The organism is Bauldia litoralis (assembly GCF_900104485.1).
GTDB lineage: Bacteria > Pseudomonadota > Alphaproteobacteria > Rhizobiales > Kaistiaceae > Bauldia > Bauldia litoralis.
The window spans coordinates 135,732-149,619 of record NZ_FMXQ01000004.1 but is presented as its reverse complement, the minus strand read 5'-3'; the positions used below and the strand labels follow the sequence as shown (position 1 = coordinate 149,619).

The following is a 13,888-nucleotide window of genomic DNA, read 5'->3' as shown; positions in this document are numbered from 1 at the left end:
GCGGTCCATGGCGCGCGCCGCGAGACCGCCCCTCGAAATCGGCCTCAACGCGGCGATCGTTGCCGTCGAGGACCAGCAGCCCCTCATCCTCGTGGTTTCGCCACCGAACGGCCCCGGCGAGGCGGATGGCCTGCCCTTCGGGCCGTTCGATCCGATCGCCCACCGCACCCTCGAAATGGGCCTGAGGGCGTGGGTCGAGGAACAGACGGCGCTGCGTCTCGGCTATGTCGAGCAGCTCTACACCTTCGGCGATCGCGGCCGTCACGCCCATCCCGGCGATCGCGGCCCGCACCTGGTCTCGGTCGGCTATCTGGCGCTGACCGGCCCCGACGCCGCCCACTCCGAAGCGTTGGCGCTGACCGGCGCGCGATGGGATCGGTGGTACGGCTTCTTTCCCTGGGAAGACTGGCGCGAGGGTCGGCCGGCGATCCTCGACGAGGCGTTGCTGCCCGCCCTGCGGCGTTGGGAGCGCGCACCGGCCGGCGACGACCCGGCCCGTCGCGGCCTCAGCCGGCGGAGCCGCATCGGCCTCGCCTTCGGCGCCGGCGGCGAGCGCTGGGACGAGGAGCGGGTGCTCGATCGCTATGAGCTGTTCTACGAGGCCGGGCTCGTTCCCGAGGCGATCCGCGACGGCCGCGTACCGCTCGACGATACCCCCTTGCCGACGGCGATTACCGGAACGCCGATGCGGTTCGACCATCGCCGGGTGCTCGCCACCGCGATTTCGCGCCTCAGGGCGAAGCTCAAGTACCGGCCGGTGATCTTCGAACTGATGCCGCCGGACTTCACGCTGACCGATCTTCAACTTGCGGTCGAGGCGATCTCCGGCCGCCGCCTCCACAAGCAGAACTTCCGTCGCTTGGTCGAGGCCGCGACCCTTGTCGAGCCGACCGGCGAATCGACCCGCCCGAAGCGCGGCCGCCCCGCCGCTCTCTTCCGCTTCCGCCGCGAAGTCGTGCAGGAACGCCCGGCTCCCGGCCTGCGCGTCGGCTCGCGTTCCTGATGATGGACAACCGCCCCGACGCCGGCTCCCGCTGCGGCAAGCAACCCCATTGCACTGCCTCCCTCGCACCGCTAGGCAGGGCCATCGCGCAGGCGCTGGAGTGACCGATGACAAAGTGGGTTTACAGTTTCGGCGACGGCGGCGCCGAGGGCAGCGCGGAGATGCGCGAGCTCCTCGGTGGCAAGGGCGCGAACCTCGCCGAAATGGCCAGCCTCGGCCTGCCGGTGCCACCCGGTTTCACCCTGACCACCGAAGTCTGCACCCACTTCTACGGCAACGACCGCAGCTATCCCGATGACCTCGTCGGTCAGGTCAACGAGGCGCTGGCCGCGACCGAGGAAAAGACGGGCCGCACTTTCGGCGACGAGAAGATGCCGCTCCTGGTGTCGGTGCGCTCCGGCGCCCGCGCCTCGATGCCGGGCATGATGGACACCGTCCTCAACCTCGGTCTCAACGACCGCACCGTCGAGGCGCTCGCCGCCTCCGCCGACAAGCGCTTCGCCTACGATTCCTACCGCCGCTTCATCCAGATGTATTCCGACGTCGTGCTCGGCATCGACGTCCATAACTTCGAGGAGCGGATCGAGGACTTCAAGGACGAGCGCGGCTACACGCTCGACACCGAACTGACCGGCGACGACTGGGCGGAACTCGTCCATGACTACAAGGTCATCGTCGAACGCGACCACGGCGCGCCTTTCCCGCAGGATCCGCACGACCAGCTCTGGGGTGCGATCGGCGCCGTGTTCGAATCCTGGATGACGCCGCGGGCGATCACCTATCGCCGCCTGCACGCCATCCCCGAGGACTGGGGCACCGGCGTCACCGTTCAGGCCATGGTCTTCGGCAACATGGGCGATACCTCGGCCACCGGCGTCGCCTTCACCCGCAATCCCTCGACCGGCGAGAAGGAACTCTATGGCGAGTATCTGATCAACGCCCAGGGCGAGGACGTCGTCGCCGGTATCCGCACGCCGCGCGACCTCACCGAGGCGGCGCGCATCGCCTCCGGCTCCGACCAGCCGTCGCTGGAATCGGCGATGCCCGATGCTTTCTGGGGCTTCCGCTCGATCTGCGACACCCTCGAGCGTCACTATCGCGACATGCAGGATGTCGAGTTCACCGTCGAGCGCGGCAAGCTGTGGATCCTGCAGACCCGTTCCGGCAAGCGAACCGGGCGGGCGGCGCTCAAGATCGCGGTCGAACTTGCCGAGGAGAGCATGATCACCGCCGACGAGGCGGTGCTGATGGTCGATCCGATGTCGCTCGACCAGCTTCTCCACCCGACCATCGATCCCGAGGCCAAGCGCGACCTCGTCGCCACCGGCCTGCCGGCCTCGCCCGGCGCGGCGTCCGGCGAGATCGTCTTCTCGTCGGAAGACGCCGAGACCGCCAGCAACCAGGGCAAGAAGGTGATCCTCGTCCGGGTCGAGACCAGCCCGGAGGATATCCATGGCATGAACGCCGCCCAGGCCATCCTGACGACGCGCGGCGGCATGACCAGCCACGCGGCCGTCGTCGCCCGCGGCATGGGCAAGCCCTGCGTCTCCGGCGCTGGCGGCGTCCGCGTCGACTACCAGAACCAGACCCTGACGGCGAGCGACCGCGTCCTCAAGAAGGGCGACGTCATCACCGTCGACGGCGGCACCGGGCAGATCCTTGCCGGCTCGATCGCCATGCGCCAGCCGGAGATGTCCGGCGATTTCGGCAAGCTGATGGAATGGGCCGACCAGGCGCGGCGCATGCGGGTGCGCGCCAATGCCGAGACGTCGATCGATGCGGAAACCGCCCGCTCCTTCGGCGCCGAGGGCATCGGCCTCTGCCGCACAGAGCACATGTTCTTCCAGGAGGACCGCATCGTCGCGGTGCGCGAGATGATCCTCGCCGGCGACGAGGCCGGGCGGCGCGCGGCGCTGGCCAAGCTGCTGCCGATGCAGCGCGCCGATTTCGTCGGCCTGTTCGAGATCATGAAGGGGCTGCCGGTGACCATCCGGCTGCTCGACCCGCCGCTGCACGAATTCCTGCCGCATACCGACGAGGAACTCGCCGAGGTCGCCAAGGCGATGGAGGTCGAGCCGGAGAAGCTTCGCGAGCGCGCTCTTGCCCTGCACGAGTTCAACCCGATGCTCGGCCATCGTGGCTGCCGCCTCGCCATCTCCTATCCGGAGATCGCCGAGACCCAGGCGCGGGCGATCTTCGAGGCCGCCGCCGATGTCGAGGCGGCCTCCGGCGAAACGGTGGAGCCCGAGATCATGGTGCCGCTGGTGGCGATGGCGACCGAACTGGTCCGGGTCCGCGAGATGATCGAGCGGGCAGCCGACGCCGTCGCCGAGGAGCGCGGCAAGCGTCCGGTCTACACGGTCGGCACGATGATCGAGCTGCCGCGCGCAGCCCTCCAGGCCGATGCCATCGCCCATGCGGCGGAGTTCTTCTCCTTCGGCACCAACGACCTGACCCAGACCACCTTCGGCCTGTCGCGCGACGACACCTCGACGCTGCTCGGCACCTACACCACCACCGGCATCCTGCCGAACGACCCGTTCGTCACGCTCGACCGTGACGGCGTCGGCGAGTTGATCCAGATCGCCGCCGACCGCGGCCGCGAGACCCGCCCCGCCATCAAGCTCGGCATCTGCGGTGAGCATGGCGGCGACCCGGCGACGATCGCCTTCTGCGAGGAGGTCGGTCTCGACTATGTCTCGTGCTCGCCCTTCCGGGTCCCCATCGCCCGCCTCGCCGCCGCCCAGGCCGCGCTTCGCGAGGGCGCCCGAAGCGACGACGCGGCGAACGCATAGTATTCGCTGCGTGTCGCCCCGCCATTACCCGACGTATCAGGTTGCAATTGAATCAAATCATCCGCGTTAACCGCTCTTCAAGGTTAACCCCTCATAACTATCGCCGTGTTGGGGTGCGTCGTCGTGTTGGCCAGCGGGTCATCGCAGTAACGCGGCGCCGGTAGCGTGGGTGGAGTAGTTGCGGCAATGGTGCAATCGATGAGGCGGCCGAGACCGTCAAAGCCGACGATGACGATCCGGTGCTGCATTGCCGGTCTGGCATTGGCCTTCTCGACAACCGATGTCGCGAACCTCATGCCTGCCAACAATGCCGACGGATTCCTTTCCGCCTCCATGGTCGATCCGATGCGAACCGGCGCGATCCGCACCGCCGCATCGGTCCACGCCATCGACCGTCGCGGCAAGGGCAACCTTCGAATCCTGCGGCCGGAAGACATCAGCGCCGGCTACCTGAAGTCCGTCGATATCTTCGCGCCGATCGAGGCCGAGCCGAACCTGCCGCGCGTCGCCTTCGTCCGGCTCGACACGCCGGCGGTTGGCGCGGTCGCCGTCGCCTCCGCCGCCCCGGTCGATGCCTCCGGCATCGTGCCGAAAACGCGGCCGCCAGGCCACGAGACCGGGCCGGTCGGCAAGGTCGGCGACAAGACCAATGGCGGCGTCATCGTCGCCTATGCCGCTGCTTCCGAGCCGATCACCAAGGCGCCCTTCGACGCGGTCATCGCCACCGGTTCGCTCAACCAGAGCATCATGATCCCGAACGCGCCGGCGACCCATGCCTGGGTCAACAAGCCGCTGCCGGCCAGCGCCGACTCGGCCAGCGAGCTCAAGTGCCTGGCCACCGCCATCTATTTCGAGGCGCGCGGCGAGCCGGAAGACGGCCAGATCGCCGTCGCCCAGGTGGTGCTCAACCGCCTCAAGAACCCGACCTACCCGAATACGATCTGCGGCGTGGTCTTCCAGAACCAGACCAAGCGCAATCGCTGCCAGTTCTCCTTCGCCTGCGACGGCCGCCCGGAGCGGATCACCGACATGGGGTCTTGGAAGACGGCGCAGGAACTGGCGAAGCGGACCGTCGAACAGCAGGCCGACACCTTCCTCGAGGACGTCGGCTCTGCCACGCACTATCATGCGACCTATGTCCGCCCGCGCTGGGCCCGCCGCATGACACAGACCGACAAGATCGGCCGTCACATCTTCTACAACACCCGCTACGGCGGCTGGAGCTGACCGCCCTGCCCCTTGAGGGCGCAGGGAACCAATTCGACGCGGGGGTCGTTGCGATAGGGAACCAGACTGAACTGGAGACCTTTCGTGACGACAGACAACCCCGCCAGAGCCGCCAGAGCCCCGGAATACGAGCCCGTCGAGCACCACGGTAAGGAAGTCGACGAGCCGACCACCAATGCCCGTCAGGGCGTCGACCAGCAGAACGTCCGTTACGTCCTGTGGATCAGCACCGGCGCCGTCGTGGTGCTCTTCGGAATTCTCTACCTAATCTTTTTCGCCTGATCGGCGCCGTCGGCGGCGTCAGCCGACGACGATGTCGAGCCCGAGATCGAGCGACGGCGCGGAGTGGGTGATCCACCCCGACGAGATTCGGTCGACCCCCGCTTCGGCAATCGCGGCAACGGTCGCCGCAGTCACATTTCCCGACGCTTCCGCCACCGCCCGGCCTGCGATGATCCCGACCGCCTCGCGAAGCTGGTCCGGCGTCATGTTGTCGAGCAGCACGGCGTCCGGCCGCGCGTCCATCGCCTCACGCAACTGGTCGAGCGTGTCGACCTCGATCTCGATCCTGACCAAATGTCCGGCAAAGGACCGTGCCGCCTCGATCGCCGCCACCACGCCACCGGCAACGGCGATGTGGTTGTCCTTGATCAGGATCGCGTCGTCGAGGCCGAAGCGATGGTTGGCGCCGCCCCCACACCGCACCGCGTATTTCTCGAAGGCGCGCAACCCCGGCAGGGTCTTGCGCGTGTCGCAGATCCGCGCCTTCGTATGCGCCACCTTGTCGACCATCTCGCGGGTCGCTGTCGCGACGCCTGACAGGTGGCAGAGGAAGTTCAGCGCCACGCGCTCGCCGGCAAGAATCGACCGCGCCGGTCCCTCGATCTCCGCCACGATATCGCCCCGCTCCAGCTTGTCGCCATCCCGTCGCGACGCGGCGAAGCGCACAGAAGGATCGATCTCCCGAAAGGCCGCTTCGGCCAACGCCAGCCCGGCCAGCACGCCGGGCTTGCGGGTCGCGATCACCGCCCGGGCGGGCATATCCGCCGGTATCGTCGCATCCGACGTCATGTCCCCGGCCCGCCCGAGGTCCTCCTTCAGCGCGGCCTGGACCGCGTCGGCGACGAGAAGGCGGGGCAATTCTGGCAGGTTACTCATGGCGTCTCTCCGGCCGTTAACGGGCGTTCGCCGATCACCTCGGCGACCATGACCAGATACCCGTCCGGGTCCTGGACGAACAGTTCACGCTGGCCCCCCTCGCGATCGCCCCACCGCCGCCAGACCTCGCGCAATGCGCCATGCAGCGGCCAGCCGGCCCCGGCCAGCGCCGCTTCGGTCGCCGCGACATCCCCGACATAGACCTGGAACATCGCACCGCGTCCAAATGGTGGCTCCATCGCCCCGGTCTCGAAGCTGCCGTCGCGCTCGAAGAGCATGATCTGCGCCCCTTCGGAGCGTTCGAGATAGACAAAGCCGTCGCGCCAATAGGCAACGCGAAAGCCAAGCAGGTCACGCCAGAAGCCGAGGCTCGCCTTGAGATCGCTGACCAGCAGTTCCGGCTTGAGCGGCGCCCAGCCGGTTCGCGGCGGCGCGCCGCCCGCCTCAGCCAAAGACGCTTTCCACCGTCGGCGACAGCGCCTCGGCGGCGATCGCGTCGGCCTCCTCCAGCGTGATGAAGGTGCGGCGATGCCAGATCTCGGCGCTGCCGGGGAAGTCACTGCGCTCGTGTCCGCCACGGCTTTCGGTGCGGGCGAGCGCCGCGGCCGTGATCAGCCGCGCGGTGGTCAGCATGTTGCGGAACCGCGTCGACAGGCAATCGCGTTCGAGTTCGGCGATGATCTCCAGCGCGCGGATCAGCCCGGCGCGGTCGCGGACCACGCCGACGTCGCGGGTCATCGTCTCCCGCAGGCGCGTCACCGCCGCCGGATCGGGCTCGCCGCCGGCCGCCGCCTCGCCGGTCGGGACCGGCTGCATGACCGCGCCGTCGGGGATGTGTTCCTTGATGTCGTCGGCAGCCCGGGCCGAAAACACCACCGCCTCGAGCAACGAGTTGGAGGCGAGACGATTGGCGCCATGGGCGCCGGTCGAGGTGGTCTCGCCACAGGCCCAGAGGCCGTCGAGCGTCGAGCGCCCGGAGGCGTCGGTCAGCACGCCGCCCATGTGGAAGTGCTCGGCCGGCGCGATCGGGATCGGCTCGGTGACCGGATCGATCCCGGCGTCGCGGCAATATTGATAGACGGTCGGGAATTTCTCCGGAAATTCCGCGCCGATCGCCTCCCTGCAGTCGAGAAAGGCGCCGCGCCCGGCGGCCAGTTCGTTGTGGATGGCGCGGGCGACGATATCGCGGGGCGCCAGTTCGGCCAGCGGATCGATCGCCAGCATGAAGCGCTCGCCGGCCGCGTTGATCAGCGTCGCGCCCTCGCCGCGCAGCGCCTCGGTGGCCAGCGGCGCCGGGTCGCGGCCGACGGCGATCGCCGTCGGGTGGAACTGGACGAATTCGGGATCGGCGATCACCGCCCCGACGCGCGCCGCGATGCCGACTCCGGCGCCTTCCGATTCCGGCGGGTTGGTGGTCACGGCATAGAGGTGGCCGATGCCGCCAGTGGCCAGAACGATGGCGCGGGCCGGGAAGAGCACCGGCGCGCCGCCGCCGCGCGGTCGCGCGACGATGCCGGTGGCGTGGCCGTCCTCGGCGGTGATGCTCTCGCCGACATAGCCCTCGATCAGCCGGATCGACGGCGTTTCGTGAACGGCCGCGACCAGCGCAGCCATGATCGCGGCGCCGGCCATGTCGCCCTTGACGTGGACGACCCGGCGTTCGCTGTGGGCGGCCTCGCGGGACATCACCAACTCACCGGCGAGGTCGCGATCGAAGGGCACGCCATATTCGAGCAGGTCGTGGATACGATCGGCCGCGTCGGCGACCATCAGCCGGGCAATCTTCTCGTCGACCGTGCCGGCGCCGGCGGCGAGCGTGTCGGCAAGGTGGCTCTCGATCGAGTCGCCCGGCGAGATGGCGGCGGCAATGCCGCCCTGCGCCCAGGCCGAGGACGCCCCCTGGCCGATCGGCGCGGCAGCGAGAATCGTGACCGGGCGCGGCGCCAGCCGCAGGGCACAGAACAGGCCGGCCAGTCCGCCGCCGACGATGATGACGTCGTCGTTGATCTGCGCAGCATCGTCGCGGGACTGGAAGTTCATGATCGCCCTCCCCGGGCCTCAGGCCAGTTCGTTCTTGTATCGCGGCAGGGTTCGACCGGGCCTGCGAGGCCCGGTCGCCATTGACGTCCCCCGAACTGGCCGCGGGGCCGGCGAAGAGCGTCAGCTCTTCAGGTTGACCATCCGCTCGACCGCCTGGCGCGCGCGATCGGCGACCAGCGGATCGACCGTCACCTCGTCCTTCAGCTCGACCAGGCTTTCGAGGATCTTCGGCAGCGTGATCCGCTTCATGTGCGGGCAGAGGTTGCAGGGGCGGATGAACTCGACGCCCGGCAGGTCGGCGGCGATGTTGGAGGCCATCGAGCATTCGGTGACGAGCAGCGCCTTGCGCGGCTTGTTCTCCCGCACATAGCCGATCATGCCGGAGGTCGAGCCGGTGAAGTCGGCGACCTTGATCACCTCGGGCGGACATTCCGGATGGGCGATGATCTCGAGGCCGGGATTGGCTTCCCGATAGGCCAGGAGTTCCTCGGCGGTGAACCGCTCATGGACCTCGCAATGGCCCTTCCAGGCGAGGATCTTCACATCGGTCTTGGTCTGCACATACTTGGCCAGGTACTCGTCCGGGATGCACAGCACCGTATCCTTGCCGAAGCTCTCGACCACCTCGACGGCGTTCGACGACGTGCAGCAGATGTCGCTCTCCGCCTTCACGTCGGCCGAGGTGTTGACATAGGTGACGATCGGTACGCCGGGATAGCGCTCGCGCAGGAGTCGCACATCGGCGCCGGTGATCGAGGCGGCGAGCGAGCAGCCGGCCCGCATGTCGGGGATCAGCACCAGCTTGTCCGGATTGAGCAGCTTCGAGGTCTCGGCCATGAAGTGGACGCCGCACTGGACGATGATGTCGGCATCCGCCTTCACCGCTTCCTGGGCAAGCTGCAGCGAGTCGCCGACGATATCGGCGACGCAATGGAAGATCTCCGGCGTCTGGTAGTTGTGGGCCAGGATCACCGCGTTGCGCTGCTTCTTGAGGTCGTTGATCGCCTTCACATAGGGCGCCATCACCGGCCACTCGATCGCCGGGATCACGTCCTTGACCTTCTCGTAGAGGTGGGCGGTCTCGGCTGCGACTTCGTCGGTATATTCGAGCGAGGGCATGGGGACCGGCGCGAACTTGTCCGCAAGCCGAACGGCGTCGCGCCGCTCCTTGCTGCTGGTGGACTGAACCTGGGTCATCGCCGTTCTCCCTTCCGCTATTATATACTCATATTGAGCATAAATAGGGCCTTAAATTACCGGCCGAAGCCGGTCAAAGTCACTGTCACGAAAGCGATATAAGCACGATCCGAGCAAAAGTCCAATCGGAAGTTGCCGCCACTCATGCCGATTCCGCATGGCTCGCATCATGAACTTTGATGAACGGGGTGTCCGACATCAGGTAATGTGATCCCGAGAAGCGCCGCAGGCGCTGGCATTGGCCAGGCCGCGCATGAGCCCGGAAAGTCGCTATGAGCAACCCGTCTGTGCCCAGCCCATCGCACTCCGTCGCCCGCGCCATCCCGGTGATCCTCGTCGCCGGCTGCATCATCGCCGCGATCAATTTCGGCCCGCGCGCGACGATGGGCTTCTTCCTGACGCCGATGACAACCGAATACGGCTGGAGCCGCGAGGCCTTCGCGCTGGCCATCGCCATCCAGAACCTCGTCTGGGGCATCGGCCAGCCCTTCGTCGGCATGCTGGCCGATCGCTTTGGCACCGCGCGGGTGCTCTCCATCGGCGCGCTGTTCTATGCCCTCGGCCTCGCCCTGATGTCGCAGACCAGCGACGCGGGGACACTGCAATTGACCGCCGGCGTCCTGATCGGCCTCGGCATCGCCGGCTCGGCCTTCCTGCTGGTCCTGGCCGCCTTCGCCCGGCTGCTGCCCGAGCACCTGAGATCCATCGGCTACGGCTTCGGCACGGCGGCCGGCTCGGTCGGCCAGTTCGTCTTCGCCCCGCTCGGCCAGGGCTTCATCCAGGCCTATGGCTGGCAGACCGCCCTCCTCATCATGGCCGCGATCGTCCTGGCGATCCCGGTCCTGTCCTTCTTCATCCGGGGAAAGCCGGCGGCCGTGCCGGCGCGGATCGGCGAAAAGGACCAGTCGATCCCGGAAGCGCTGCGCGAGGCCTTCCGGCATCCCTCCTATCGCCTCCTCGTCACCGGCTTCTTCGTCTGCGGCTTCCAGATCGCCTTCATTACCGTCCACCTGCCGCCCTACCTCTCGGACATCGGCATTCCGGCGCTCTATGGCGGCTATGCCATCGCCCTGATCGGCTTCTTCAACATCATGGGATCGATCAGTTCCGGCGTGCTGACCGGGCGCATGCGCAAGCGGATCCTGCTCGCGGGCATCTACCTCGCCCGCTCGGTCGTCATCGTCGTCTTCCTGCTGGTGCCGCCGAGCATTCCCTCGGTGCTGATCTTCTCGGCGGCGATGGGCTTCCTGTGGCTGTCGACCGTGCCGCCGACCCAGCAGCTCGTCGTCGTGATGTTCGGCACCCGCTACGTCGCGACGCTGTTCGGCTTCGTCTTCTTCTCGCACCAGGTCGGGTCGTTCTTCGGCGTCTGGCTCGGAGGCGTCCTCTACGACGCGACCGGCAGCTACGACATCGTCTGGTGGCTCTCCGCCGGGCTTGGGGTGCTTGCCGCGCTGGTCCACCTGCCGATCGTCGAGCGCCACGTCGAACGGCCGCTCCCGGCCTGAGTCCCCGCCGGCGGTTGGCCCGTCCCTCCCGGCCATGCTAGGCGGTGGGCCTGAACACCCATCCTGAAGGAGCCCGACCCGTGACCTGGAGCGTCTACCTTTCCGGCGAGATCCATACCGACTGGCGCGAGACGATCGCCGCCGGGGCCAGGGCCGCCGACCTCGACGTGCGCTTCAGCGCGCCGGTCACCGACCACGCCGCCTCCGACGATTGCGGCGTCGCCATCCTCGGCGCCGAAGGGGACAAGTTCTGGCACGACGCCAAAGGCGCCCGGCTCAACGCCATCCGCACCCGCACGCTGATCGAGGAGGCCGATATCGTCGTCGTCCGCTTCGGCGACAAGTACAAGCAGTGGAACGCCGCCTTCGACGCCGGTTACGCCGCGGCCCTCGGTAAGGCGATCGTCGTCCTCCACCAGCCCGAACACCAGCACGCGCTGAAGGAAGTCGACGCCGCGGCCCTTGCCGTCGCCGAGACGCCGGACCAGGTCGTCGCCATCCTGCTCTACGTCATCGACGGCAAGCTCGCCGGCTACAAGGACACGTAGGCCGGTTCGGCTCGCCCGCAGTCACAAAGGACCCTTCGCATGGACAGCTTCAAGGCCCTGGTCGTCAGCCGCGACGAAGAGACCAAGGAACAGTCGGTCGCCGAGACGACCCTGACGCCCGCCGACCTGATGGAGGGCGATGTCGACATTCGCGTCGACTATTCGACCGTCAACTACAAGGACGGCCTCGCCATCACCGGCAAGCTGCCGGTGGTCCGCCGCTTCCCGATGATCCCGGGGATCGATTTCGCCGGCACCGTCGAGGCCTCGACCCATGCCGACTTCAAGGCCGGCGACAAGGTGGTGCTGAACGGCTGGGGCGTCGGCGAAACCCACCTTGGCGCCTATAGCCAGATGGCGCGGGTCAGCGGCGACTGGCTGATCCCGCTCCCCGACGGCTTCACCGGCGCGGAGGCCATGGCGATCGGCACCGCCGGCTATACCGCGATGCTCGCCGTCATGGCGCTGGAGCGCCAGGGCGTCGCCGCCGGCTCCGGTCCCATCGTGGTGACGGGCGCCGCCGGTGGCGTCGGCTCGGTCGCCGTGTCGCTGCTGTCGCGCCTTGGCCATGAGGTGATCGCCGTCACCGGCCGCGAGCATGAGCACGATTACCTGCGCGGTCTCGGGGCAAGCGACATTCTCGACCGCGCCGAACTCTCCGCGCCGCCGAAACTGCTCGGCAAGGAGCGCTGGGCCGGCGCCATCGATGCGGTTGGCGGCAACACGCTGGCCAACGTACTGGCGATGACCCGGCGCGGCGGCGCAGTCGCCGCCTGCGGCAATGCCGGCGGCATGGACCTGCCGACGTCCGTCGCGCCCTTCATCCTGCGCGGCGTGTCGCTGATCGGCATCGATTCCGTCTACCAGCCGAAGCCGCGCCGCATCGAGGCGTGGTCGCGGCTGGCGCGCGATCTCGACCGCGACAAGCTCGCGGCGATCACCACCACCCTGCCCTTCAGCGGGTTGGTCAACGCCGCCCATGACATCCTGGCCGGCAAGGTGCGCGGCCGGCTGGTCGTCGAGATCGACTGACGGCCGGCACGCCTGACGCCCGCGCGACGGCCCGCCGCCCCGCGAAGGGCGGCCGGCCCGTGGCGCTGGCGCGCCTGCCTCAGCCGCCGTTCAGGACGTTCGGCCAGAGGCCGATGACGCCGATGAAGATCAGGTAGAGCGCCACGACGAAGTTCAGGATCCGCGGCATTACCAGGATCAGGATGCCGGCGATCAGCGCCACGATCGGCTGGATCGTCACGAAGTTGAGTTCCATGATGTTGGCTCCTCGGTTCGATCCGCCCCCCGGCGAATCACGGCCGCGAGTCTGCCGCAACCGGCGTCAAAAAGCGCTGCCGACGAACGCCGTCGCCGGAACCAAGTCTCCCGCTCGCCCGTTCTCTCAACGACGGGAAACAACGCAGGAGACCAGAGCCATGAACACTCACGAGACCCCACGCGCCGCCAACGAATCCGGCGACATCCCGGCCCGCGACCTGATCGCCAGCGACAAGGTCGAAGGCACCGACGTCTACCGTTCGAGCGGCGACAAGATCGGCCATATCGAGCGCGTCATGCTCGACAAGCAATCCGGCAAGGCCGCCTATGCGGTGATGAATTTCGGCGGCTTCCTCGGCATCGGCGAGGACTCCTATCCGTTGCCGTGGTCGGTGCTGACCTACAACACCGAACTCGGCGGCTACGAGGTCAATGTCAGCGACGAACAACTCGCCGGCGCCCCCAAATACAGCCGCGAAGACGACTGGTGGAGCGACCGCGACCCCAACCGCGACCCGCTGATCTACTCCTACTGGGGCGTCCCGCCCTACTGGATCTGATCTCGGTCTTGTAGGGACGCGCCCCCTCCACCATGCTGACGCATGGTCCCCCTCCCCCGCCTTGCGGGGGAGGACTTGCCCTGTCGCTTCCGTTCGGAATTCAGGCCCGACATCGCCCCCGCGCTCCTCCCCGGTCCACGGGGGAGGGGGACCACCCGCAGGGTGGTGGAGGGGGCGCCCTGTGAGCCGAGTCTACTCCTCCGCGCGGAGCGCGAAGAAGACGCTGAGGACGGCGAGGATGCAGAAGGCGACGACCATCGGGAAGTCGCCGTGGCTGCCGTACCAGGCGACCGCGTGGATGACGACCAGGAGCAGCATGCCGGTCGCCACCAGGTAGAGCTTTCGCGCCCAGGCCGTCGCCGCCAGCATGCCGTAGCCGGCGACGATGAGGATCGCCGCCGTGGTGATTTCGCCGGCGATGTGGAACCACATGGCGACCGGCCGGGTGTAAAGGTCCGGCACGTCGTCGGTGACCAGCAGCCACGCCCACCACAGGACGATGATGAAGCCGACGATCATCGCGAAGCGGCCGGCGCCGCGGGCATAGGGTCCGACGGCCGAGGCCGGTTGGGTGGTCGACATG

Annotated in this window: 14 protein-coding genes; 8 read left to right on the top strand and 6 right to left on the bottom strand. The window is 68.0% G+C overall.

The features are described from left to right. Positions 1-7 precede the first annotated feature (7 nt). The 4 genes from BLT60_RS10935 to BLT60_RS10920 all read left to right on the top strand — a co-directional run bounded on the left by BLT60_RS10935 (position 8) and on the right by BLT60_RS10920 (position 5,307). Positions 8-1,003: an NUDIX hydrolase gene (locus BLT60_RS10935; RefSeq protein ID WP_090876488.1), complete on the top strand. Its 996-nt coding sequence runs from the start codon at positions 8-10 to the stop codon at positions 1,001-1,003. Between the two features lie 107 nt (positions 1,004-1,110). Next, positions 1,111-3,798 (top strand): pyruvate, phosphate dikinase, encoded by a 2,688-nt coding sequence (gene ppdK / locus BLT60_RS10930; protein WP_090876487.1) that lies wholly within the window; start codon positions 1,111-1,113, stop codon positions 3,796-3,798. Between the two features lie 294 nt (positions 3,799-4,092). After that, positions 4,093-5,025 carry a cell wall hydrolase gene (locus BLT60_RS10925; protein WP_244521219.1) on the top strand — a complete coding sequence of 311 codons (933 nt, stop codon included), beginning with the start codon at positions 4,093-4,095 and terminating at the stop codon, positions 5,023-5,025. 84 nt (positions 5,026-5,109) lie between these two features. Continuing rightward, on the top strand, positions 5,110-5,307 hold the full coding sequence (locus BLT60_RS10920; protein ID WP_090876485.1) for a hypothetical protein: 198 nt from the start codon (positions 5,110-5,112) through the stop codon (positions 5,305-5,307). Positions 5,308-5,325: 18 nt separating this feature from the next. Here BLT60_RS10920 and nadC read toward each other — a convergent pair whose 3' ends face one another. From nadC to nadA, 4 genes are all read right to left on the bottom strand, one after another. Beyond that, a complete protein-coding gene (nadC, locus tag BLT60_RS10915; protein ID WP_090876484.1) occupies positions 5,326-6,183 on the bottom strand; it encodes a carboxylating nicotinate-nucleotide diphosphorylase in 858 nt (285 codons plus the stop codon). Further along, positions 6,180-6,635, bottom strand: a complete 456-nt coding sequence (locus tag BLT60_RS10910; protein ID WP_090876483.1) for a VOC family protein — start codon at positions 6,633-6,635, stop codon at positions 6,180-6,182. Before BLT60_RS10910 ends, nadC begins: the two co-directional genes overlap by 4 nt. Further along, entirely contained in the window at positions 6,628-8,223 is a 1,596-nt protein-coding gene (locus tag BLT60_RS10905) for an L-aspartate oxidase (RefSeq protein ID WP_090876482.1), read from the bottom strand. Before BLT60_RS10905 ends, BLT60_RS10910 begins: the two co-directional genes overlap by 8 nt. A 120-nt stretch (positions 8,224-8,343) precedes the next feature. Then, the gene (gene nadA, locus BLT60_RS10900; RefSeq protein ID WP_090876481.1) at positions 8,344-9,420 is read right to left on the bottom strand and encodes a quinolinate synthase NadA; all 1,077 of its coding nucleotides are present in this window, start codon (positions 9,418-9,420) and stop codon (positions 8,344-8,346) included. A 272-nt stretch (positions 9,421-9,692) separates the two neighbouring features. On the opposite strand from nadA, the gene BLT60_RS10895 reads away from it, so the two are divergent. The 3 genes from BLT60_RS10895 (at position 9,693) to acuI (ending at position 12,508) form a co-directional block, all read left to right on the top strand. Further along, on the top strand, positions 9,693-10,928 hold the full coding sequence (locus BLT60_RS10895) for an MFS transporter (protein ID WP_090876480.1): 1,236 nt from the start codon (positions 9,693-9,695) through the stop codon (positions 10,926-10,928). A gap of 80 nt (positions 10,929-11,008) precedes the next feature. Next, a complete protein-coding gene (locus BLT60_RS10890) occupies positions 11,009-11,476 on the top strand; it encodes a YtoQ family protein (RefSeq protein WP_090876479.1) in 468 nt (155 codons plus the stop codon). A gap of 39 nt (positions 11,477-11,515) precedes the next feature. After that, positions 11,516-12,508: an acrylyl-CoA reductase (NADPH) gene (gene acuI / locus BLT60_RS10885; RefSeq protein ID WP_090876478.1), complete on the top strand. Its 993-nt coding sequence runs from the start codon at positions 11,516-11,518 to the stop codon at positions 12,506-12,508. A gap of 79 nt (positions 12,509-12,587) precedes the next feature. Here the strand turns inward: acuI and BLT60_RS10880 are convergent, their stop codons facing one another. Beyond that, positions 12,588-12,743, bottom strand: a complete 156-nt coding sequence (locus BLT60_RS10880; RefSeq protein WP_090876477.1) for a DUF3096 domain-containing protein — start codon at positions 12,741-12,743, stop codon at positions 12,588-12,590. A gap of 160 nt (positions 12,744-12,903) precedes the next feature. Here BLT60_RS10880 and BLT60_RS10875 point away from each other — a divergent pair, with 160 nt between their 5' ends. Next, on the top strand, positions 12,904-13,305 hold the full coding sequence (locus BLT60_RS10875) for a PRC-barrel domain-containing protein (RefSeq protein WP_090876476.1): 402 nt from the start codon (positions 12,904-12,906) through the stop codon (positions 13,303-13,305). A gap of 192 nt (positions 13,306-13,497) precedes the next feature. Here BLT60_RS10875 and BLT60_RS10870 read toward each other — a convergent pair whose 3' ends face one another. Continuing rightward, a complete protein-coding gene (locus BLT60_RS10870; protein WP_090876475.1) occupies positions 13,498-13,887 on the bottom strand; it encodes a DUF8058 family membrane protein in 390 nt (129 codons plus the stop codon). Position 13,888 lies beyond the last annotated feature (1 nt).